At 68.5% G+C, this 19,729-nt stretch carries 24 protein-coding genes; 12 read left to right on the top strand and 12 right to left on the bottom strand.

Annotation, left to right across the window (positions count from 1 at the left end; genetic code table 11):
* Window positions 1-25 precede the first annotated feature (25 nt).
* Entirely contained in the window at window positions 26-931 is a 906-nt protein-coding gene (locus tag ACIBTM_RS34025; protein WP_395881234.1) for an SDR family oxidoreductase, read from the bottom strand.
* Window positions 928-1,725 carry an SDR family oxidoreductase gene (locus ACIBTM_RS34020; protein ID WP_395881233.1) on the bottom strand — a complete coding sequence of 266 codons (798 nt, stop codon included), beginning with the start codon at window positions 1,723-1,725 and terminating at the stop codon, window positions 928-930. Before ACIBTM_RS34020 ends, ACIBTM_RS34025 begins: the two co-directional genes overlap by 4 nt.
* Window positions 1,726-1,817: 92 nt before the next feature.
* On the opposite strand from ACIBTM_RS34020, the gene ACIBTM_RS34015 reads away from it, so the two are divergent.
* The 5 genes from ACIBTM_RS34015 to ACIBTM_RS33995 are packed head-to-tail and all read left to right on the top strand — an operon-like array spanning window position 1,818 to window position 6,015.
* Window positions 1,818-2,567, top strand: coding sequence for an enoyl-CoA hydratase family protein (locus ACIBTM_RS34015; RefSeq protein ID WP_395881232.1), 750 nt, complete (start codon window positions 1,818-1,820; stop codon window positions 2,565-2,567).
* Window positions 2,567-3,427 carry a CoA transferase subunit A gene (locus ACIBTM_RS34010; RefSeq protein WP_395881231.1) on the top strand — a complete coding sequence of 287 codons (861 nt, stop codon included), beginning with the start codon at window positions 2,567-2,569 and terminating at the stop codon, window positions 3,425-3,427. The genes ACIBTM_RS34015 and ACIBTM_RS34010 overlap by 1 nt, the downstream gene beginning before the upstream one ends.
* The gene (locus tag ACIBTM_RS34005; protein ID WP_395881230.1) at window positions 3,424-4,149 is read left to right on the top strand and encodes a CoA-transferase subunit beta; all 726 of its coding nucleotides are present in this window, start codon (window positions 3,424-3,426) and stop codon (window positions 4,147-4,149) included. Before ACIBTM_RS34010 ends, ACIBTM_RS34005 begins: the two co-directional genes overlap by 4 nt.
* Complete coding sequence (locus ACIBTM_RS34000) at window positions 4,146-5,192, top strand: NAD(P)H-dependent flavin oxidoreductase (RefSeq protein WP_395881229.1); 1,047 nt, start codon at window positions 4,146-4,148, stop codon at window positions 5,190-5,192. The genes ACIBTM_RS34005 and ACIBTM_RS34000 overlap by 4 nt, the downstream gene beginning before the upstream one ends.
* A gap of 31 nt (window positions 5,193-5,223) precedes the next feature.
* Window positions 5,224-6,015 (top strand): alpha/beta fold hydrolase, encoded by a 792-nt coding sequence (locus ACIBTM_RS33995; protein WP_395881228.1) that lies wholly within the window; start codon window positions 5,224-5,226, stop codon window positions 6,013-6,015.
* 1 nt (window position 6,016) lies between these two features.
* On the opposite strand, the gene ACIBTM_RS33990 is transcribed toward ACIBTM_RS33995, so the two are convergent.
* Entirely contained in the window at window positions 6,017-6,493 is a 477-nt protein-coding gene (locus tag ACIBTM_RS33990; RefSeq protein WP_395881226.1) for a DUF2000 domain-containing protein, read from the bottom strand.
* 103 nt (window positions 6,494-6,596) lie between these two features.
* On the opposite strand from ACIBTM_RS33990, the gene ACIBTM_RS33985 reads away from it, so the two are divergent.
* Complete coding sequence (locus tag ACIBTM_RS33985) at window positions 6,597-7,064, top strand: Lrp/AsnC family transcriptional regulator (protein ID WP_378445247.1); 468 nt, start codon at window positions 6,597-6,599, stop codon at window positions 7,062-7,064.
* On the opposite strand, the gene ACIBTM_RS33980 is transcribed toward ACIBTM_RS33985, so the two are convergent.
* The 4 genes from ACIBTM_RS33980 to ACIBTM_RS33965 all read right to left on the bottom strand — a co-directional run bounded on the left by ACIBTM_RS33980 (window position 7,061) and on the right by ACIBTM_RS33965 (window position 10,438).
* Window positions 7,061-7,618, bottom strand: coding sequence for a sugar O-acetyltransferase (locus ACIBTM_RS33980; protein WP_395881225.1), 558 nt, complete (start codon window positions 7,616-7,618; stop codon window positions 7,061-7,063). The genes ACIBTM_RS33985 and ACIBTM_RS33980 overlap by 4 nt on opposite strands.
* 207 nt (window positions 7,619-7,825) lie before the next feature.
* On the bottom strand, window positions 7,826-8,962 hold the full coding sequence (locus tag ACIBTM_RS33975; RefSeq protein ID WP_395881224.1) for a DUF1996 domain-containing protein: 1,137 nt from the start codon (window positions 8,960-8,962) through the stop codon (window positions 7,826-7,828).
* A gap of 202 nt (window positions 8,963-9,164) precedes the next feature.
* Entirely contained in the window at window positions 9,165-9,920 is a 756-nt protein-coding gene (locus ACIBTM_RS33970; RefSeq protein WP_395881223.1) for an anti-sigma factor family protein, read from the bottom strand.
* A complete protein-coding gene (locus tag ACIBTM_RS33965) occupies window positions 9,917-10,438 on the bottom strand; it encodes a sigma-70 family RNA polymerase sigma factor (protein WP_233621466.1) in 522 nt (173 codons plus the stop codon). Before ACIBTM_RS33965 ends, ACIBTM_RS33970 begins: the two co-directional genes overlap by 4 nt.
* 287 nt (window positions 10,439-10,725) lie before the next feature.
* Here ACIBTM_RS33965 and ACIBTM_RS33960 point away from each other — a divergent pair, with 287 nt between their 5' ends.
* Genes ACIBTM_RS33960 through ACIBTM_RS33940 form a run of 5 tightly spaced genes read left to right on the top strand, consistent with a single transcriptional unit; the run spans window position 10,726 to window position 14,206 of the window.
* Window positions 10,726-11,286, top strand: a complete 561-nt coding sequence (locus ACIBTM_RS33960) for a hypothetical protein (RefSeq protein WP_395881222.1) — start codon at window positions 10,726-10,728, stop codon at window positions 11,284-11,286.
* Entirely contained in the window at window positions 11,270-12,037 is a 768-nt protein-coding gene (locus ACIBTM_RS33955; protein ID WP_395881221.1) for a DUF4142 domain-containing protein, read from the top strand. Before ACIBTM_RS33960 ends, ACIBTM_RS33955 begins: the two co-directional genes overlap by 17 nt.
* Window positions 12,030-12,635 carry a ferric reductase-like transmembrane domain-containing protein gene (locus ACIBTM_RS33950; protein ID WP_395881220.1) on the top strand — a complete coding sequence of 202 codons (606 nt, stop codon included), beginning with the start codon at window positions 12,030-12,032 and terminating at the stop codon, window positions 12,633-12,635. The genes ACIBTM_RS33955 and ACIBTM_RS33950 overlap by 8 nt, the downstream gene beginning before the upstream one ends.
* A gap of 19 nt (window positions 12,636-12,654) precedes the next feature.
* The gene (locus tag ACIBTM_RS33945) at window positions 12,655-12,891 is read left to right on the top strand and encodes a ferredoxin (RefSeq protein ID WP_007033644.1); all 237 of its coding nucleotides are present in this window, start codon (window positions 12,655-12,657) and stop codon (window positions 12,889-12,891) included.
* A complete protein-coding gene (locus ACIBTM_RS33940) occupies window positions 12,884-14,206 on the top strand; it encodes an NAD(P)/FAD-dependent oxidoreductase (protein ID WP_395881219.1) in 1,323 nt (440 codons plus the stop codon). The genes ACIBTM_RS33945 and ACIBTM_RS33940 overlap by 8 nt, the downstream gene beginning before the upstream one ends.
* A gap of 213 nt (window positions 14,207-14,419) precedes the next feature.
* Here the strand turns inward: ACIBTM_RS33940 and ACIBTM_RS33935 are convergent, their stop codons facing one another.
* Window positions 14,420-14,872, bottom strand: a complete 453-nt coding sequence (locus tag ACIBTM_RS33935; RefSeq protein WP_395881218.1) for a winged helix-turn-helix transcriptional regulator — start codon at window positions 14,870-14,872, stop codon at window positions 14,420-14,422.
* Between the two features lie 68 nt (window positions 14,873-14,940).
* On the opposite strand from ACIBTM_RS33935, the gene ACIBTM_RS33930 reads away from it, so the two are divergent.
* Entirely contained in the window at window positions 14,941-16,083 is a 1,143-nt protein-coding gene (locus ACIBTM_RS33930; protein ID WP_395881217.1) for an MFS transporter, read from the top strand.
* Here the strand turns inward: ACIBTM_RS33930 and ACIBTM_RS33925 are convergent.
* Genes ACIBTM_RS33925 through ACIBTM_RS33910 form a run of 4 tightly spaced genes read right to left on the bottom strand, consistent with a single transcriptional unit; the run spans window position 16,067 to window position 19,703 of the window.
* On the bottom strand, window positions 16,067-17,218 hold the full coding sequence (locus tag ACIBTM_RS33925) for an acetyl-CoA C-acetyltransferase (protein ID WP_395881216.1): 1,152 nt from the start codon (window positions 17,216-17,218) through the stop codon (window positions 16,067-16,069). The genes ACIBTM_RS33930 and ACIBTM_RS33925 overlap by 17 nt on opposite strands.
* Window positions 17,211-17,813 carry a TetR/AcrR family transcriptional regulator gene (locus tag ACIBTM_RS33920; RefSeq protein ID WP_125687979.1) on the bottom strand — a complete coding sequence of 201 codons (603 nt, stop codon included), beginning with the start codon at window positions 17,811-17,813 and terminating at the stop codon, window positions 17,211-17,213. The genes ACIBTM_RS33925 and ACIBTM_RS33920 overlap by 8 nt, the downstream gene beginning before the upstream one ends.
* Before the next feature lie 7 nt (window positions 17,814-17,820).
* Window positions 17,821-18,588 (bottom strand): SDR family oxidoreductase, encoded by a 768-nt coding sequence (locus tag ACIBTM_RS33915; RefSeq protein WP_395881215.1) that lies wholly within the window; start codon window positions 18,586-18,588, stop codon window positions 17,821-17,823.
* Window positions 18,585-19,703 (bottom strand): acyl-CoA dehydrogenase family protein, encoded by a 1,119-nt coding sequence (locus ACIBTM_RS33910; RefSeq protein WP_395881214.1) that lies wholly within the window; start codon window positions 19,701-19,703, stop codon window positions 18,585-18,587. Before ACIBTM_RS33910 ends, ACIBTM_RS33915 begins: the two co-directional genes overlap by 4 nt.
* Window positions 19,704-19,729: the final 26 nt, after the last annotated feature.

Raw genomic sequence — 19,729 nt, 5'->3', positions numbered from 1 at the left:
GCACTCACGAGACAGCACCGAAGAACTAAGCGCCGTAAACGGGTTCGGGCACAGGACCCTCCGCCAGCAGCTCCGCCACGACGGGACCGAGTTCGGCAGGTGACCACCGGGAACCCTTGTCCCGCACCGTGCCGTGCCGCCAGCCCTGCGCGATCGAGACGCGTCCGCCGTCGACCTCGAACACCCGGCCGGTGACCCCGGACGACTCCTCGCTGCCGAGCCATACCACCAGCGGCGACACGTTTTCCGGTGCCATGGCGTCGAAACCGTCCTCCGGCGCGGCCATGTCGTCGGCGAAGGCCACTTCGGTCATCCGGGTGCGGGCGGCCGGGGCGATCGCGTTCACGGTGACGCCGTAGCGCGCGAATTCGGTCGCCGCGACCAGCGTGAGACCCAGGATGCCGGATTTCGCGGCCGCGTAGTTCCCCTGTCCGACGCTGCCGAGCAGGCCGGCCCCGGAACTGGTGTTGATCACCCGCGCCACCCGTGTCCGGCCCGCCTTCGCCTCGGCTCGCCAGTACTCGGCGGCGTGCCGCGTCGGTGCGAAATGCCCCTTCAGGTGGACGCGGATGACGGCGTCCCATTCGTCCTCGCCGAGGTTGACCAGCATCCGGTCGCGCAGGAAACCCGCGTTGTTGACCAGGACGTCCAGTCCGCCGAAGGTCTCGACGGCCGTCCGCACCAGTGCCGCGGCGCCGTCCCAGGAGGCGATGTCGTCGGTGTTCGCCACCGCTTTGCCGCCGAGCGCCTCGATCTCGTCGACGACGTCCTGCGCGGGCCCCGCCGAACCGCCGCTCCCGTCGATCCCGGCGCCGAGATCGTTCACCACCACCCGCGCGCCCTCGGCGGCGAACGCGAGCGCGTGCGCCCGTCCGATACCGCGACCGGCTCCGGTCACCACCACGATCCGGCCGTCGGCGATCCCGCTCACACCGGCTCCTTTCGTTCTTTCACCAAGGAATTGGAAGCGGCGAGGAAGGCAGGCACCTCTCCCCCGCCGTGGACGGTCAGGCAGGCTCCGCTGACATAGGAGGCCAGCGGGGACGCCAGGAACACCGCGCAGGAACCGATCTCGTCCGGATCCGCCAACCGTCCTAACGGGACGGTCGCGCCGACGGCCTCGATTCCCGCCTCGTCGCCGTAGTGCAGATGCGAGTGCTCCGTCCGCACCATGCCGACGTCGAGACCGTTGACCCGCACCTTCGGCGCCCATTCGACGGCGAGCGACGCGGTCAGGTTGTCCAGGCCCGCTTTCGCCGCACCGTAGGACGCGGTCCCCGGTGATGGTCTCGTCGCGCTGACACTGCTGATGTTCACGATGACACCGCCGCTTTCCTGCTCCTGCATGACGGCGTTCGCCGCACGGGCGACGGTCAGCGGTGCCAGCAGGTTCAGCGCGACGATCTTCTCGTGGAACCGCGGCGACGCGTTCGCCGCCTCGGCGTACGGCGCGCCGCCCGCGTTGTTGACCACGACGTCGAGCCTGCCGTGCCGCCGGACGACCTCTTCGACGAGCGCGTCGACCTCTTTTGGGTCGCGGACGTCGCAGGAGATGAAGGTCGACGCCTTGTCCCCGGCGCAGACCGGCCGCTCTGGTTCGGTGCGGGCGCAGGTGACGACTTCGGCGCCGGCGCGCAGAAAAGTCCTGGTGACACCGGCGCCGACGCCGCGTACCCCACCGGTCACCAGCACCACGGCGCCGTCGAGCCGGAGTTCGAGTGCCATGCCGGGCCTCCTTCACGGTCGCTGTACCCGGGCCGGACGTCCTGCTAACGTACCAAGCAAGTGCTAGGTTTGGTAGCGGCGAAGGGTGCAAGATGACCGTTTCCACCCACTCACCGGAGCCCGGCATCGCCGTGGTCACGGTCGACGAGCCCCCGGTGAACGCGCTGAGCGTGAAGGGATGGTTCGCCCTCGCGTCCGCCGTCACCGAAGCCGGACGCGATCGGTCGACCCACGTGGTGGTGCTGCGCGCGGAGGGCCGCGGGTTCAACGCGGGGGTCGACATCAAGGAGATCCAGCGCGATCCGGGATACGGCGCACTGATCGGCGCGAACGAGGGCTGCGCGGCGGCGTTCTCCGCGGTGTACGACTGCGCGGTCCCGGTGATCGCCGCGGTGCGGGGTTTCTGCCTCGGCGGCGGGGTCGGCCTGGTCGGCAACGCGGACGTGGTGATCGCCAGTGAGGACGCGACCTTCGGGCTCCCCGAGGTCGATCGCGGCGCACTCGGCGCGGCGACCCATCTCGCGCGACTGGTCCCCCAGCATCTGATGCGGGCCTTGTACTACACGGCCTCCACGATCACCGCGGCCCAGTTGCACCACCACGGCTCGGTCTACGCCGTCGTCCCGCGAGAGGAACTCGACGAGACCGCGCTCGGCGTCGCGCGGCAGATCGCGGCGAAGGACACCCGCGTCATCCGCGCCGCGAAACAGGCCATCAACGGCATAGACGTCCAGCCCGTGCACCGCAGCTACCGCTTCGAGCAGGGATTCACCTTCGAACTCAACCTGGCGGGCGTCTCGGACGGCGCGCGCCAGGAATTCCTGGACGGTAAGGGGAAGTGATGGCCGACAAGCGGATGACGCCGGACGAGATCGCCGCCGAACTCGAGGACGGCATGACGATCGGGATCGGCGGCTGGGGCTCGCGGCGCAAGCCCATGGCGCTGGTGCGCGCGATCCTGCGCTCGCCGGTCAAGGATCTCACCGTGGTCTCCTACGGCGGTCCCGACGTCGGATTGCTGGCGTCGGCGGGCAAGATCGAACATCTCGTCTTCGGCTTCGTCACGCTCGACTCGATCCCCTATGACCCGTGGTTCTCCCGGGCGCGGGAATCCGCGGCGATCACCGTCACGGAATACGACGAAGGCGTTTTCGGCACCGGGCTTTCCGCTGCCGCGCAACGACTTCCCTTCCTGCCGACGCGGGCTGGCCTCGGCTCCGGCGTGCTGGACCTGAACCCGTCGTTGCGCACCGTCCGTTCGCCGTACGACGACGCCGAAGAGCTGCTGGCCGTGCCCGCGCTCAGGCTCGACGCCGCCTTCGTCCACCTCAACCGCGCCGACGCCCGGGGCAACGCGCAGTATCTCGGACCGGATCCGTACTTCGACGAGCTGTTCGCGCTCGCCGCCGACAAGTGTTACGTATCCACGGAAAAGATCGTCGAGACGGCCGAGCTCACCGAAGCGGGTCCGGTGCAGAGCCTGCTGCTGAGCCGGATGCTCGTCACCGGGGTGGCCGAAACACCGAACGGCGCGCATTTCACCACCGCCGTCCCGGACTACGGCCGCGACGAACGTTTCCAGCGCCACTACGCCGAATCGGCCAAGGACCTCGACGCGTGGCCGGGATTCGTCGACAGGTTCCTGTCCGGGGACGAAGCGCACTATCAGAAGGCCGTCGCCGAATTCGGGGAGTCCGCGTGAGTGACATCAGCCGTGCCGAAGTGGCCGTCGTGGCCTGTGCCGAACTGTTCCGCGGTGACGGCGAAATCGTGGTGAGCCCCATGGGTTTCATCCCGTCGCTGGGCGCGCGCCTCGCCAGGCTGACGTTCGAGCCGGACATCCTGCTGTCCGACGGCGAGGCGTACCTGATGACCCCGGACGCCGTCGTCGAAGGCTGGCAGCCGTTCCGCAAGGTCCTCGACACCGTGGTGCCACGCGGAAAGCGGCATGTGGTGATGGGCGCCAACCAGATCGACGGCGAGGGCAACCAGAACATCTCGGCGATCGGCGAGCATTCCCAGCCCAAGAAACAACTTCTCGGCGTTCGGGGCGGGCCGGGCAACACGGCCAACCACCGCACGAGCTACTGGGTTCCCAGGCACGGCAAGCGGGTCTTCGTCGATCGGGTCGACGTCGTGTCCGGTGTCGGCTACGCCAGGGCGCGCGAAGCCGGCTTGCGGTATCACGACGTCCATCGGGTCGTCACGAACCTCGGGGTCCTGGACTTCGGCGGCGAAGACCACGCACCACGGCTGCTTTCCGTACATCCTGGGGTTTCCGTGGACGAGGTCGTCGAAGCGACTTCGTTCCCGCTGATCACCGACGGTGTCACGGAGACCCGGTCGCCGACCGAGTCCGAACTGCTCCTGATCCGGACCAGCCTGGATCCGAAGTCCTTGCGGGACAAGGAAGTTCCGTCATGAAGACCGCGCTGACCGAACTGGCGGGCATCAAGCATCCGATCGTGCAGACCGGGATGGGCTGGGTCGCCGGGCCGCGGCTGGTGTCCGCGACGGCGGAGGCGGGCGGCCTCGGCATCCTCGCGTCCGCGACGATGACCTACGACGAGCTGGCGGCGGCGATCAAGGAGGTCAAGAGCCGCACGGCGGAGCCGTTCGGGGTCAACCTCCGCGCGGACGCCGACGATGCCGCACGCCGGGTCGAGCTGCTCATCACCGAGGAAGTCCGCGTCGCGTCCTTCGCGCTCGCGCCGAAGAAGGACATGATCGCGCGGCTCAAGGACAACGGCGTGCTCGTCGTCCCTTCGGTCGGCGCGGCCAGGCACGCGGAGAAGGTCGCGGGCTGGGGCGCGGACGCCGTCATCGTGCAGGGTGGCGAGGGCGGCGGGCACACCGGCGGGGTCGCGACGACGCTGCTGCTGCCCTCGGTACTGGACGCGGTCGACATCCCGGTGGTCGCGGCGGGCGGCTTCTTCGACGGCCGGGGGCTGGCCGCCGCGCTCGCCTACGGGGCGGCCGGGGTCGCCATGGGCACCCGGTTCCTCCTGACGAGGGAAAGCACCGTCCCCGACGAGATCAAGCAGGCGTACCTCGCCCGCGACCTCAACGGCACCGTCGTCACCCGCAAGGTGGACGGCATGCCGCATCGCGTGCTCCGGACGGAACTGGTCGACGCGCTCGAGTCCGCCGGTCCGGTGAGCGGGCTCGCCCGCGCCGCGCGCAACGCCGCGAAGTTCCGGAAGCTGACCGGGTTGTCGTGGCGTTCCCTGGCCACCGAAGGACTGCGGATGAAACGCGGCGGCGACCGGACGTGGTCGCAGGTCCTGATGGCCGCCAACACGCCGATGTTGCTGCGCGCCGGCCTGGTCGAGGGCGACCGGAGCGCCGGGGTGCTGGCGTCCGGGCAGGTCGTCGGCCTGCTCGACGACCTGCCCGCGGTCGCCGACCTGATCGAGACGATCGTCGCCGACGCCACCGGCATCCTGCGGCGGCTGGCCTCGGAGTGAGCGGCCGGGCGCGCTGTGCTTGACTTCGGCCATGATCTCGGAGAGTCGTTGTCCGGTCGAGGACGGTGAGCTGTACGTCCGCAGCACCGGTGAAGGGCCGCTTCTGCTCCTGATCGCGGGCGGGCTCGGCTCGGCGGACACCTTCCGGGCGATGACGAAGCTGCTCGCGGACGACTACACCGTCGTCACCTACGACCGGCGCGGTCACTTCCGCAGCACGGACACCAGCACCGGCCCGGTCAGCGTGCCGAAGCAGGCCGACGACGCCCACGCGGTGCTCCAGCACGTCGGGGGCGGGCCCGCGAGCGTGTTCGGGACCAGCGCGGGCGCCATGATCGGCCTCGACCTCGTCGCCCGCTATCCCGACGCGGCGACGATGCTGGTCGCGCACGAACCGCCCGCCATCCAGCTGCTGCCCGACGCGCTCGGCTGGCTCGACGAGGCCAACGCGCAGGTCCGGCTCGCCCAGGCGGGTGACCTGATGGGGGCGTTCAAGCGGTTCACCGACGGGATCGCCGGTGCCGCGCTGCCCGAACTGCGCGCGATCCGGCTGCCGAACGAGGAGGACTGGAAGCGGCTGTTCGGCCGCGAGTTGGCCGAGATCCTCGACTATCTTCCCGATCTGCGCGCCCTGCGCAGGAGCAGGACCGAGATCGTCCCCGTCGCCGGTGTCGGCAGCCGCGGGCACTACCACTACCAGCCTGCGAAAATCCTCGCGCTGGAGCTGGGATTGCCGTTCACCGAGGTACCCGGCGCGCATCTCGCGCCGCAGCGGAACCCCGCCCAGTTCGCCGAAGCACTGCGGAGTCTGCTCGAAGGCTGAGTCACGGCATCAGCGGCAGCTTCCCGACCAGCTTGTCGATCCGGTTGCGCGGGCCGACGATGCCGATCGCGCAGTAGTCCATCTCCTCGGTCGGGATCTCCTTCATCGTCGCGAGGAAATCGGTGTAGACCCGGATCTGCTGGGCCACGGCGGGCATGTCGGCGACGTGGCAGCCCGGCGAGGCCGCGGCCTTGGCGCGGATGGCCCGCAGCTTCCCGGCGTCGGCCGACAGGATCGAGCAGCCGACCCAGGGCAAACCCGTGTAGTGCTCGCCGCCGGCGTCGACCGCTTCGTCGCCGAGGAGACCGGTGACGCCCCGTGCGGTGGCGACAGCCGTGCAGACCGCCGCGTTGACCGCGCGGCCGGGCGGCAGCTCGCTGTTGACCACGATCACCCACTTCAAGCGGGCCGACCGGGTGGACGCGGTGAAGTCGATCTCCTCGGGGGCGAATCCGATGGCCGTACCGTACTCGGACATTCAGCTGGTCTCCTGCTCACTTCAACGGATGAACAAGGCCAAGTTAGGAGGACATACGAGTACAGTCCACCGGGTTCGTACTTAATACGGCGAGAGGGCTGCGATGGCGCGGTTGGACGAACTTGATAAGGCGATCCTGGCGCAACTGCAGTCGGACGCACGGAAGACCAACCGCGAGGTGGCCGCCGCGGTGGGCGTTTCGCCGACCACCGCACTGGACCGCACCCGAGGACTGCGCGAACGCGGCGTGATCCGCGGCGCGCTGCTCGACGTGGACCTGCCCTCGATCGGCCGCGGGGTGCAGGCGCTCATCGCGGTACGGGTGCGCCCGCCCTCGCGGCGGAACATCGAGGGCTTCCGGAACTGGGTCAACGCGCTGCCCGATCTCGTCGGGCTCTACGTGACCACCGGGACCGAAGACTTCATCCTGCATGTCGCGGTCCCCGACAACGACGCCCTCTACGCCTTCGTGATCGACAAGCTGACCGAACGTCCCGAAGTGGCCGACGTGCGCACGTCGATGGTCTTCGAGCACAGCAGGCGCACCAAGATCACGCCCGTGGACCGTTAGAGCGCCCGGATGACGCGGGCGGGGTTGCCCGCGGCGAACACCTTCGACGGCAGATCACGTGTGACGACACTGCCCGCGCCCACCACCACGTCGTCCCCGATGGTCACCCCGGCGCACACGATCACGCCGCCGCCGAACCAGACGTTGTCGCCGATGGTGATCGGCGCCGCCGACTCCCAGCGCTGCCTCCGCAGCTCGTGGTCCTCCATCGGGTGCAGCGCGGTCAACAGCTGGCAGCGCGGGCCGATGGAGCAGTCCGAGCCGATCTTGATCGGCGCGCAGTCGAGCAGGATGGCGTCGTAGTTGAGGAAACTGTTGGCGCCGATCTCGATCAGGTAGCCGTAGTCGCACTGGAACCGCGGCATGATCCAGGAACCCTCACCGAGTTTTCCCAGTAGTTCACGCAGAATCGTGTCCCGCTCACCGGTCTCCTCGGCGCCCGTGCCGTTGAACCGGTCGACGAGGGCCTGCGCGCGCCTGCGATCCGCGACCAGCTCGGGGTCGTTGTCCCGGTACAGCTCGCCACGCAGCATGCGGTCCTTTTGCTCACCCATGCCGCCAACCTACCGAAAGAGCCCTGCCGGCGAGCTTCCCTCGGGAAGCCGCCGGCAGGGCGAGGTGAATGCTTGCGGAGCGTTCTTCAGTTGTGTCGATCGGTTTCGAGTAGGGCCGGCCCGGCGGGTGGGTGAGGTGTAGGGGGGACCCGCCGGGCCGGAGATTCTTCCTTTCTCTTCGCAGGTTCCTGCTTCCGCTTCAGGGCGTCATTCGCGGCACTTGCGGCCTTCGTTGACGCAGTCGACGAGGCGGTCCATGACCCGGTCCGGCATCACGTTCGCGAAATCGTCGTGGTCGGAGAAGGGGTTGTGGTCCTCCTCCGGGAACGAGTCCACTTTGTACTGTCCGTTGACCTGGATCTGCCGCGGGATCCGGTAGGTCAGTGAGATGGTCAGCTCCGGGACGGCGGTCAGGCCGTTGGCGCATTCGCCGTTCTCGTCGGGGTATTTGATGTGGTCCCGGTGGTTCTCGCTGTCGATTTCGTTCCCGTCGAGACAGCTCGGGAACGTGTGCACCCGCTTGACGTCACTGCCCTCGGGACAGATCGGGTACTGCTTGATGATCCTGTCCTCGAAGCCGGTACACGTCCAGCTCTCCCGCGCGTTGGCGGGGCCGTTCGTGCTGACTTTCGCGTCACCGTAGAGGATCCGGAGGAACTTCGGCATCTCCTTCACCTTCTCCCTGGCGTTGCCCTTGAAGGTGATGTCGACGACCGCGGGGCGCTGGATCTCACCGTCGTTGCCGGCGAGTTCGTTGTCCGCGTTCGGTTCTTCCAGCTGAGCCTGCTCCTGCTCGTCGTTCTGGTTGTTCTGGTCCTGATTGTTCTGGTCCTGATTGTTCCGGTCTTGCTGTCGATTCCGGTCGCCGTCGCGGTTCTGTTGTCGCCCGCCTTCTTCTTCGGTGTCGATCCGCACCACCGGCCAGAAGTACGCCGACTCGTCACCGTTCCGGCAGGTGGTACCGGCGCCCAGCAGGCTGTCGTTGTCCGAATCCGCGTTCGCGGACAGGTTTCCGACGTAATCGTGCAGATGCTGGGCACCGTTGCGGATACCCGGCTGCGCGATGAAGTTGTCGGGATTGAAATGCCCGTTCTCGTTCCTGCCGCAGTCGACGGTGAACGAACCCGTGGACGCGTTCCGGCCCGGCCTCGGCTCGTCGACGTTCGGCCGTACCTTCGTGATGTCCACGAACTGCGACCTGTCCACCTCGTCCGCGGAGGCGCGCTCGGGGTCGCCGGTCGTGGTGGACACCACCAGCCCGCCGACCGCGATCGACAGGCCCAGCAACGCGGTCGCGATCTTGGTCCTGCGGGCGATACGATGGCGCCCTTGATTTCGTGCCATTGGCTGCTCACCTCATTCGTTTCCGGGCACGCCGATCACTCGCACCCGGGCATGAGCCACGCATTTGTCGAATACGGGAATAACCGAATTCGCGGCGAACCCTTCTGTTCGCCCGCCGATTCAGATCCGGCTATCTGGAGATACGGCCCCCAGGCGGATCCGGTTCAAAACGCGATCCGGCCGTTATCTTTCCGTTATAAGACTACCGGCGCACGACGGCCAGCACGGTGCCGTCGCGCTTGTGGACCTCGAACCGTTCGATGTCGGCCTTCTGCAACGCCGTCGAACCGGTGATGACGAGGGGATCCGGGGAACCGGGGACGCCGTACCCCTTGGACGGCACGCTCCAGTTGTTGACGACGTAGGCCTCTCCGCCGTGGGAGTAGGCGAAAAGCTGGCAGGTCATCGGCCCGATGAGGCCGCGCAGTTCGAGCTCGACGGCGCTGCCCCACTCCTTCTCCTGCACCGTGACCTCGGCCGCGACGGCGTTGCCGGCTTCCGACCAGCCGAACGGGGCGGCGCCGCCGTCCGGGCCCGCCTCGCGCTCACGGGACGACAACGGAGACGGCACCACCGACGTCACGACGGAGGGCGCGGCTTGCGTGGTGACCGGCTCACGATCGGTGAGCGAGAGAACCGTGAGCGGCCCGCCGACGACGAGCACGAGCACGGCGGCCGCCGTCGCCAGCCGGATCACCTTGCGCCGGCGGCCCGCCTTGGCGGCGTCCGCGAGCAGCATCCGCAACACCCGGGGGCCCGGGCCCTTCACGGGCGGGTCGGGCCAGCTCTTCTTGACCATGTCCAGGATGTCGGGCAGGTGGTACATCTCCACCAGCTCGACCTGACAGTCGGGGCACTCCAGCAGATGTGCCTCGAACCTGGCGTGATCCTCCTCGCCCAGGACGCCCAGCACGTAGGCGGCGATATCCGTGTGGACCGCTCCGGACACCTCGCTCACCCCCGCTCCTGCAGCGCCCTGCGCAACGCGCGCACAGCATGGTGGATCCGCGATTTCACCGTACCCGGCGGAACCCCCAGCGTCGCCGCGACCTCGTTCACGGTGCGGTCACGCAGGTAGGTCTGCTGGACTGCTTCACGTTGTTCCGGGGAAAGATTGCGCAGGGCCTCGTAAACGATCATGGCCGCGAGCGTCTTCTCCGATTCGTCCGGTACTCCGATCGAATCCGACTCCAGTTCCTCCACCTCTTGAGGGCGGGCGCTCCGGCTCCGCCAGCCGTCGATGACGATGCGCCTGGCCACGGTGAACAGCCAGGCGCGCAGCATTTCCGGCTGCCGGTCGAGTTTGCCGGCGTTGCGCCACGCCTTGATGAGCGTCTCCTGGACCACGTCCTCGGCCCACTGACGATCGTGGCCGGTCAGCTTCAGCACGAACGCCATCAGGCTCGATCCGAACTCCTGGTACAACGCCCTGACGAGGTCGTCATGCCCGTTCGACGCGGGTTCATGATCGACCATTGGTTGCAGTATCCGAGAGTGGCGTCCCACGCGGCACATCTTTGTGGGATCAGGGGCGATAAGTCCAGTACCAAAACCGTTCCGGCCCGGCTCACCGGGCGGGGGAAAGTTTTTTGAACCGTTCTCTCCCCGTGACCGTATCCCCTACCGAAGACCCCGACCCGGCGCTGTCCCCCGCACCGCCGAATCCACTGTGGATCTTGACTGTCCACAGTGGAATTGAAGCTGCCTGCACACCATCTCCCCGCGGTGATGGCGTTCTCCTCTGCCCCGACAGGAGGATTTCCGTGAACCCCGTGTCACGCTCGGTCATACCCCTGCCCTACATCCTGGCCGCGGTCGCGCTGACCGCCGCCTGCACCACCGGTACCGCGGGACCGAACGGCTCGCCGGGAGCGGCCTCCACCGCCGGAACGGCGCAGATCCCGGGAATGCCCGACCCCGCGGCCGAACCCGCCCCCGGTGTCACGGCGGCGACCCTGTTCGACCTCGGGCCGATCGTCACCGACACAAACGGCTTCACGCTTTACCGCTACGACAAGGACACGGTGAATCCGCCCAAGTCGAATTGCACCGAAACCTGTGCGCGGACCTGGATTCCCGCCAAGGCGGGCGCCGACCTCGTGGTGACCGGGATCGATCGTGCCTTGGTCGGCACCGTGACCAGGGACGACGGCACCGAGCAGATCACGCTCGCGGGCTGGCCGCTCTACCGCAACGCCAAGGACGCGATGCCCGGCAACACCGGCGGGCAGGGTGCCGACGACGCGTGGTTCCCCGCCAAACCGGACGGGACGAAAGTGCTGCTCACCGCCGAGACCTGGCAGGCCGATGACCTCGGCATCTGACCTCCCCAGACTCGCCCGCCCGCTGATCGTCCTGCTGACCGCGGCCGTGGTGAGCCTTTTCGGCGCGGTAGGCGACGCGCACGCCCAAGACCTCTCCGCGGCGGACAAGAACCTGATCGTCAACGTCAAACTGGCCGGGCTGTGGGAAATGCCCGCCGGGATGTGGGCGCAGGAACGCGGGAAGAGCAAGCGGACCCGCGAAGTCGGCCGGACGTTGATGATCGACCACGGCAGGCTCGACACCGCGACGCACGCCATCGCCGACCGGTTCGGCATCGCCCTGCCAGCCGAGCCGTCGGATCAGCAGTCCGCGTGGCTCGGCGAGATGAAGGCCGCCCGCGACGACACCGAGTTCGACCGGATCTTCGCCAACCGGCTCCGGTACGCGCACGGCGTGCTGTTCCCCATCATCGCGCAGGTCAGGGCCGGTACCCGCAACGACGTCGTCCGCGACTACGCCACCACGGCCAACCAGGCGGTGCTGCGGCATATGACCCTGCTGGAGAGCACCGGCGTCGTCGACCAGTCGCTGATGCCGGAAGCCCCGGCGCCGCAGTCGAATTCGGCCAACGCCGCGATGGACGTCGGCTTCGGCGATCTCGTGCTCGGCCTGCTGCTCGCGGTGGTGCTCGGCGGCGGACTGTTCTTCGCCATCCGGACCCTGCGCAGCAAGAACACCCGGACCCGCAAACGCGCGGCCGCCCTCGAACCGGATCCGGTTCCCAGTGCCCCAGGAGAGATCAATGTATGACCAGTGGTCCGAGGTGGTGATCGTGCTGACCCAGAAAGCGGACACCGACCCCGGCATCAAGGGCATGGCGCAGACCTCCGCCCGGATCTCGTACGGCTTCATGTGCCTCACCCTGTGCTGGGGCGTGTTCACCGCGACCGGCTGGATCAAGTCGCTGACCGGGCGAAAGGCGCTGCGCAACTCGCATATGGTGCTCGGCATCCTGACGCTGTCGTTCGGCGTCGTGCACGCGATGTCGTTCCTGTTCCTGCCCGACGGTTTCACCCTGGCGCAGATCACGATCCCGCTCCTGCCCGGCACACTGGCGCGGCACGAGCTCGGCGTCGTCGGGCTCGAGGTGATGCTCGCCGTCGCGCTGACCGGCGGGATCAGCCGGTTCAGTTCCTATCGGCGCTTTCTGTGGATCCACCGCCTCGCCTATCCGGCGGTCGCGATCACCGCGCTGCATTCGTTCTTCGGCGCCATGGCCAACGGACATCTCGGCCTGTTGTGGTTCGGCGGGATCACCCTGCTGGTCCCCGTGGTGCTGCTGACCGCGCTGCGGTTCACGCCGACCCGGTACCTGGAACGGCTGGGCCTGGTCGAAGAACTGGTCTGAAGACTTGGAGAGACGAAAAATGATCTTCGGAAGCATACGGCGTGGCACCCGCGTCAGCGTCGACAACGAGCGGTGCGAGATCTTCGGCTTCTGCGAGATGGAGGCGCCGTCCACCTTCAAGATCGGACCGGACGGCAAGCTCCGCATCCGCCGGATGGTCGACCGGGACGGGCTGGACCAGGCCATCTCCGCCGCGCGGCTCTGCCCGAAACAAGCCATCAGAGTCAAGGGAGAAGGGGCGTACGACGATGAGTGACGGAGATCGGATCGTCATCGTCGGCGCGGGCGTCGCCGGGCTCCGCTCCGCGGAACGGTTGCGGGAGCTCGGTTTCGACGGCGAGATCGTGCTGGTCGGCGACGAGCCGCGGAAGCCGTACCACCGGCCGATGGTGTCGAAGGAGCTCATCACCGGCGGGGTGAAACCGGTGGCCGCGAGCCTGGAGCCCTACGTCGACCTGGACGTCCACTGGCGGCTCGGCACCCGCGCGACCTGGCTGGACAGCAAGGAACGCACGGTGCATCTGCCCGGCGGGGAATCCCTTTGGTACGACGGGTTGATCATCGCGACCGGCGTCTACCCCCGGCATCTGCCCGGCTCGCCGCGCCACGATCCCCGGGTCCGGGTACTGCGCACAGTGGAGGATTCACTGGCCGTCCGGAGGGCTTTGGGCAACAGCAACAAGTCCGTCGTGGTGATCGGCAGCGGCCTGATCGGGAACGAGTTCGCCGCGTCGATGCGGTACATGGGCCGGGACGTCACGCTCATCGGTCACGCGAAGGCGCCTTTGCACCGCTTCGGGGAGCGGATCGCGTCGGCGCTCACCAAGGAGCATCAGCACCATCGCGCCAAGCTGGCGATGAACACCGAGGTGCGGAACTGGATCAGCACCAAGGAGACGGTCGGCCTGCACTTGACCAACAACCAGTTCCTGGTGGCCAGTTGCGTGGTGCTTTCGATCGGCAGCGTGCCGGCCGTGGACTGGCTGCGCGGGTCGGAGCTGACCATCGACGACGGTGTCCTGTGCGAAGCGACCCTGTTCGCCACCGGGGCGGAGGACGTCGTGGTCGCCGGTGACGTCGCGAAATGGCCGAACCTGCGGATCGACGAGACCCCGCGGCGGGTCGAGCATTGGATGAACGGCGTCGAATCCGGGCGCGCGGCGGCGGAAAGCCTGATGCTGGGCCGCGGCAACGCGCGGCCGTACACGCCGCTCCCCCGCGCCTGGTCGTCCCTCTACGACGCGCGACTGCAGACCGTCGGGATGCCTTCGCTGGGCAAGGACACGATCGAACTTTCCGACGGGGTCACCGGTTTCGTCCGCGACGGCAGGCTGATCGGCGCGGCGGGCTGGGACCGGCCGAAGGCGATGATCCACTGGACCGCCGAACTCGACCGGCGGCTGCCGGTGCCCGAGCCGGTGTTCCCCGCGCCCGCCGAACCCTCGTTGGCGGCTACACCCATCGGCGAGGACATTCTCGCTCCCTTCGAGCGGGACTTCCTGTCCGAGACGCCGACCGAGGCCGTCCCCGTACTGGAAAGGATGCCCTGGGCTCGCGTTCCCGCCGGGTGACCCGGGAGCGTGAACGGACCGGGGCCGCGCGCGGCGGCCGCGGTCCCCTCAGGTGGCGGTGGGTAGCTGGGCCTCCGCACCCACCGCCACCCCCTGGGGACGCCGGGAGGTACCGGGACCGACGGTGATTCGGGCTCCGTCGGGTACCGCCCTCCGGGCTCCCCGTATCCGGTCGGGGCCCTTCCAGGCTTGACTCACCTGGGAGGGCCCCACTCACGAGGACGGCGGCTTCACGACCACCGTGTCGTCCGGCCCGACCACACGCCCGTCGGAGGCGTGAATCTCCAGCCCCCGCAAGGGAAGCCGGCCGTCGCGGTCCACCAGTTCCGACCGCGGCTCCCCCTCGGCGAAGAAGTGCGCCTCCCCCCATTGCCGCAGCGCGACGATCACCGGGAACAGGTCTCGCCCCTTCGGCGTCAGGACATACTCGCTGTACGTGCTCCCGTCCGAGGCCGGGACCAGGTCGAGCACTCCGTGCCCGACGAGCGCCCGCAGCCGGGCGGACAGGATGTTCTTCGCGACACCGAGGCTGCGCTGGAACTCCCCGAAGCGGCGGACGCCGTCGAAGGCGTCGCGCACGATCAGGAGTGACCACCAGTCGCCGATCGTGTCGACCGAGCGCGCCACCGGGCAGGAGGCTTCGTCGAACGTCGTCCGCTTCACCATGGTTGCATCTTACAACCGCAGTGCTCTACCGTCAGAGTGGTAGCAAGTTGAAACCATCTGGAGGATCTGTGCACCGCGGTGTCGTCCTGTTGTTCGCCGTGGCCGCCGGGACGGCCGTCGCCACCATCTACTTCGCCCAGCCGTTGCTCGTCACCATGGGCACCGACCTCGGCATCGCGTCCTCGACCGTGGGCGGCATCGTCACGCTCACTCAGTTCGGCTACGGACTGGGCCTGTTCCTGCTGGTCCCGCTCGGTGACCTGCTCGACCGGCGGCGGCTCGTCGCCGGCCTGCTGACGCTGCTGGCGATCGCCGAACTGGTCGCCGCGACCGCCCCGACCGGGATGGTGCTGTTCGCCGGGATGGCGGCGATCGGCGTGCTCGCGGTGGTCACGCAGCTCCTGGTCGCGTTCGCCGCGTCGCTGGCGGAACCCGGCGAACGCGGACGCGTGGTCGGCCTCGTGACGACCGGCGTCGTCCTCGGGATCCTGCTCGCGCGCACGGTGTCCGGCGCGCTGGCCGACCTCGCCGGCTGGCGCGCGGTGTACGTCGTGTCCGCGGGTGTGACCGTGGTGATCGCGATCGTGCTGTATCGCGTCCTTCCCGCCACGGCCCCGGGAAAGGCCATGGGCTACGGGCGGTTGCTGCGGTCCACGTTGTCCCTTTTCGCCGAGGAGCCCGTCTTCCGGACACGCGGCATACTCGCGCTGCTGATCTTCGCCGCGTTCGGCACGTTGTGGAGTTCGGTCGCCTTGCCGCTCAGCGAGGACGGTCTGTCGCATACCGCCATCGGCGCGTTCGGGCTGGCCGGGGCCGCGGGCGCGCTGGCGGCGGCACCCGCAGGACGGCTCGCCGATCGCGGCCGGGCGCGGTGGACGACCGGGCTCGCGCTCGGTCTGCTCCTGCTTTCCTGGGTGCCGCTGGGTTTCACCCGCACGTCATTGTGGGCGCTGGTGGTGGGCGCGATCCTGCTCGACCTGGCCGTCCAGGCCGTGCACGTCACGAGCCAGACCCTGATCTACCCGCTCCGGCCGGACGCCGGAAGCAGGTTGATCGGCGGGTACATGATCTTCTACTCCGTCGGCAGCGGCCTGGGCGCCATCGGCTCGACCGCCGTTTACGCCGTCGCCGGCTGGACGGGCGTCTGCCTGCTCGGCGCGCTGTTCAGCGCGTCGGCACTCGCCGTGTGGGGAGTCAAAGCCGCTCGATGATCGTGACGTTCGCCGTACCGCCGCCCTCGCACATCGTCTGCAACCCGTAGCGGCCGCCCCGCCGCTCGAGTTCGTGCAGCAGGGTCGCGAACAGTTTCGTCCCGGTCGCGCCGATGGGATGACCGAGAGCGATCCCGCCGCCGTTGACGTTGACACGGTCCGGATCGGCGCCCGTCTCCTCGATCCACGCCAGGACGACACTCGCGAACGCTTCGTTGACCTCGAACAGGTCGATGTCGTCGATGCTCAGCCCGGTCTTCCGCAGCGCGTGCGCGGTCGCCGGGATGGGCCCGGTCAGCATCCACACCGGATCGGCCGCCCGCACGGAAAGGTGGTGGATCCTGGCGCGCGGGGTCAGCCCGTGTTCCTCGACGAACTTCTCCGACGCGATGAGTGCCGCGCTGGCACCGTCCGAGATCTGACTGGCCACGGCCGCGGTGATCCGGGAACCCTCGCTCAGCGGTTTCAGCCCGGCCATCCGTTCCCTGCTGGTGTCGCGCCTGGGCCCCTCGTCCAGGGCGGCACCGGCGAACGGGGTGATCTCGGCGGCGAAGCGGCCTTCGTCGATGGCCGCGATCGCGCGCTGATGGCTGCGGAAGGCGAACTCCTCCATCGCCTCGCGGGTCAGGTCCCAGTGCTCGGCGATCATGTCGGCACTGCGGAACTGCGAGACCTCCACGCTGCCGTACCGCTCCTGCCAGCCCTTCGAGCCGGAGAACGGATCTTCGAAGCCGTACTCACGTCCGGCCAGCATCGCCGCGCTGATCGGGATGGCGCTCATGTTCTGCACGCCACCGGCGAGAACGAGGTCCATCGTCCCGGACAGCACCGCCTGTGCGGCGAAATGCACGGCCTGCTGGCTCGAACCGCACTGCCGGTCGATCGTCACGCCCGGCACGTGGTGCCCGAAACCCGCCGCGAGCCACGCCGTGCGCGCGATGTTCCCCGACTGCGGTCCGAGCGTGTCACAGCAGCCGAGGATGACGTCGTCGACCAGGTCGGCCTCGACGCCCGCTCGTTCGACGACGGCCTGGATGACGTGGGCGCCGAGGTCGGCGGAATGGATGCCGCTCAGCGCTCCCCCGCGTTTGCCGACCGGGGTCCGGACCGCGTCCAGTACATACGCCTCACCCACGTTTCCTCCTTTTGGTTGCGATGCCGTCCAGCAGGATCCCGAGGTACTGCTGCGCGACGTCGTCCGCGCTCAGCGTGCCGCCGGGGTTGTACCAGCGCACCGCCACCCAGACGGTGTCGCGGATGAACCGGTAGGTGAGTTCGACGTCGAGGTCCTCTCGGAACACGCCGGCCGCGATGCCGTCGGTGAGGATCCCGTTCCACAGTTTGCGGAATTCGGTGTTGCGGTCGTTGAGGTAGTCGAACCGCGGCAACTGCATGAGGTGCTTCGCCTCGGATTGGTAGATCGCCACCTCGGCCGGCCGCCGGTGAATGGATTCGAACGACGCCACGACGACGGCTTCGAGGGTTTCCCGCGGGCCTTTCCCTTCCGCGACGATCTCGGCGTAGGCGCCGAAGAGTTCGTCGAGAAATCCGGTGAGGATCTCGTCGGCCATCGACTCCTTCGAGTCGAAATGGTGGTAGAGACTGCCCGAAAGGATGCCCGCCGCGTCCGCGATGTCCCGCACGGTGGTGGAGACGTAACCGCGCTCGGCGAACAGCTTCGCCGCCAGGGCGAGCAGTTCGGCGCGGCGGGACCCTGGACTGGCTTTCATTGCTACCTCACGCATGCTGGGAACTCACGGACACGACCTCGCCGGTGAGGTACGACGAGTACTCACTGGCGAGGAACACCATCACATTCGCCACTTCCCACGGTTCCGCCGCCCTCCCCGAGACCTCCCGCGCGGTGAGTTCGGTGAGCAGTTCCTCGCTGGTCACCTTGGCCAGGAACGGATGCATCGCCAGGCTCGGCGCGACCGCGTTGACCCGGATGCCGTGTTCGGCGACGTCGACGGCCGCACACCGGGTGAGCGCCATGACTCCCGCCTTCGCGGCCGCGTAATGGGCCTGCCCGGCCTGCGCGCGCCAGCCGATCACCGACGCGTTGTTGACGATCACGCCGCCGTCACCTTGCGCGATGAACCGGTTCACCGCGGCCCTCGTCGCGCGGAACGTGCCGTTGAGGGTCACGTCGATGACCCGGGCCCATTCGTCGTCGGCCATGTCCACAATGGACTTCGTGCCGCCGAGCCCGGCGTTGTTGACGAGCACGTCGATCCGGCCGTAGTGCGCGGCGGCGCCGTCGATGAGCGCCTGCACCTGCTCTTCTTGCGTGACGTCGCAGGGAATCGCGTGGACGTCACCGAGCTCGGCCGCCTTCTCGCCGAGACGCCGCTCGTGCCAGTCGCTGATCACGACCCTGGCACCTTCCTCCAGCGCGCGTTTCGCCACCGCGGAACCGATCCCGGTGCCGGCCGCCGCCGTCACCACGACCACCTTGTCCCGCAGGAGGTTCGCCCCCTCGGGGTACTTCGGTACCGGGATCACGGGCGTACCTCCCTTGGCAGGCCGAGCACCCGCTCGGCGATGACGTTGCGCTGGATTTCGTTGGAGCCGCCGTAGATCGTGTCGGCGCGAGTGAAGAGGAAGAGCCGCTGCCAGGGGTCGAGCCCGTCTTCCGCGAGCATTCCCCGCGCGCCGCGGACGAGCATCGCGAGCTCCCCGAGGTCACGATGCCAGTTCGCCCAGACCAGTTTGGACACTTCGGCCACGCCCGGTGAAGCGTCGCCGAGAGTGCGGATCGCCTGCGCCCGCATGACCTCCAGGCCGACCCAGGCGCGGTCGATCCGTTCGGCGATCACCGGGTCGTCCGGCGCGATCCTGGTGAGTTCTTCGAGTTCCCGGCGGAAGCCGACCTGCTGCCCGAGCGTCGCGACACCACGCTCGAAGGCGAGGGTGCCCATCGCCACGCGCCAGCCGTCGCCGGGTTCCCCGACCACGAGGTCCTTCGCCGTGCGGGCGCCGTCGAAGAAGACTTCGTTGAACTCCGAGGTCCCGGTGAGCTGCCGGATCGGCCGGACCTCCACTCCCGGCTGTCGCATCGGGACGAGCAAATAGGACAGTCCTTTGTGGCGTTTCGAGCCGGGCTCGGTGCGGGCCAGGACGAAACACCAGTCGGCGACGTGCGCGAGAGACGTCCACACCTTCTGGCCGTTCAGCACCCACTCGTCGCCTTCGAGGGTCGCCGTGGTCGCCACGGCGGCGAGATCGGAGCCCGCGCCGGGTTCGGAATAGCCTTGGCACCACAGTTCTTCGACCGCCACGATCGGGGGCAGGAAACGCTTCCGCTGCTCCGGAGTGCCGAACGCGAGGAGAGTGGGGCCGAGGAGTTCCTGTGCCAGGTGACTCACCCTCGCGGGCGCGTTCGCCCGCGCGTACTCCTCGTGAAAGACGACCTGCTGTTCCAGCGTCGCGCCCTGGCCGCCGTGCTCGACCGGCCAGCCGACGCAGGTCCAGCCCGCCGCCGCGAGGCGCCGCTCCCACTCCACGCGTTCGTCGAAGGCCTCGTGCTCCCGCCCCGGACCGCCCAGGCCGCGCAGTTCCGGCGGCAGGTTTTCCGCCAGCCAGGTGCGCACACGGTCACGGAAACCGTCTTGAGCCACGCCTGCCTCCTCTAGCCAAACCAGAG

This window comes from Amycolatopsis sp. NPDC049868 (genome assembly GCF_044461365.1).
GTDB lineage: Bacteria > Actinomycetota > Actinomycetes > Mycobacteriales > Pseudonocardiaceae > Amycolatopsis.
The sequence above is the reverse complement of the archived record's forward strand: the minus strand, read 5'-3'. Positions and strand labels throughout refer to the sequence as shown.

Bases quoted from the DNA above. Each gene is read 5' to 3' on its own strand.
- ACIBTM_RS33980 (WP_395881225.1), bottom strand. From the start codon at position 7,618: ATGGGTGAGCAAAAGGACCGCATGCTGCGTGGCGAGCTGTACCGGGAC.
- ACIBTM_RS34010 (WP_395881231.1), top strand. From the start codon at position 2,567: ATGGCCGACAAGCGGATGACGCCGGACGAGATCGCCGCCGAACTCGAG.
- ACIBTM_RS33995 (WP_395881228.1), top strand. From the start codon at position 5,224: ATGATCTCGGAGAGTCGTTGTCCGGTCGAGGACGGTGAGCTGTACGTC.
- ACIBTM_RS34015 (WP_395881232.1), top strand. From the start codon at position 1,818: ATGACCGTTTCCACCCACTCACCGGAGCCCGGCATCGCCGTGGTCACG.
- ACIBTM_RS33975 (WP_395881224.1), bottom strand. From the start codon at position 8,962: ATGGCACGAAATCAAGGGCGCCATCGTATCGCCCGCAGGACCAAGATC.
- ACIBTM_RS34020 (WP_395881233.1), bottom strand. From the start codon at position 1,725: ATGGCACTCGAACTCCGGCTCGACGGCGCCGTGGTGCTGGTGACCGGT.
- ACIBTM_RS34000 (WP_395881229.1), top strand. From the start codon at position 4,146: ATGAAGACCGCGCTGACCGAACTGGCGGGCATCAAGCATCCGATCGTG.
- ACIBTM_RS33950 (WP_395881220.1), top strand. From the start codon at position 12,030: ATGTATGACCAGTGGTCCGAGGTGGTGATCGTGCTGACCCAGAAAGCG.
- ACIBTM_RS33940 (WP_395881219.1), top strand. From the start codon at position 12,884: ATGAGTGACGGAGATCGGATCGTCATCGTCGGCGCGGGCGTCGCCGGG.
- ACIBTM_RS33935 (WP_395881218.1), bottom strand. From the start codon at position 14,872: ATGGTGAAGCGGACGACGTTCGACGAAGCCTCCTGCCCGGTGGCGCGC.
- ACIBTM_RS33920 (WP_125687979.1), bottom strand. From the start codon at position 17,813: ATGAAAGCCAGTCCAGGGTCCCGCCGCGCCGAACTGCTCGCCCTGGCG.
- ACIBTM_RS33945 (WP_007033644.1), top strand. From the start codon at position 12,655: ATGATCTTCGGAAGCATACGGCGTGGCACCCGCGTCAGCGTCGACAAC.
- ACIBTM_RS33955 (WP_395881221.1), top strand. From the start codon at position 11,270: ATGACCTCGGCATCTGACCTCCCCAGACTCGCCCGCCCGCTGATCGTC.
- ACIBTM_RS33985 (WP_378445247.1), top strand. From the start codon at position 6,597: ATGGCGCGGTTGGACGAACTTGATAAGGCGATCCTGGCGCAACTGCAG.
- ACIBTM_RS33990 (WP_395881226.1), bottom strand. From the start codon at position 6,493: ATGTCCGAGTACGGTACGGCCATCGGATTCGCCCCCGAGGAGATCGAC.
- ACIBTM_RS33965 (WP_233621466.1), bottom strand. From the start codon at position 10,438: ATGGTCGATCATGAACCCGCGTCGAACGGGCATGACGACCTCGTCAGG.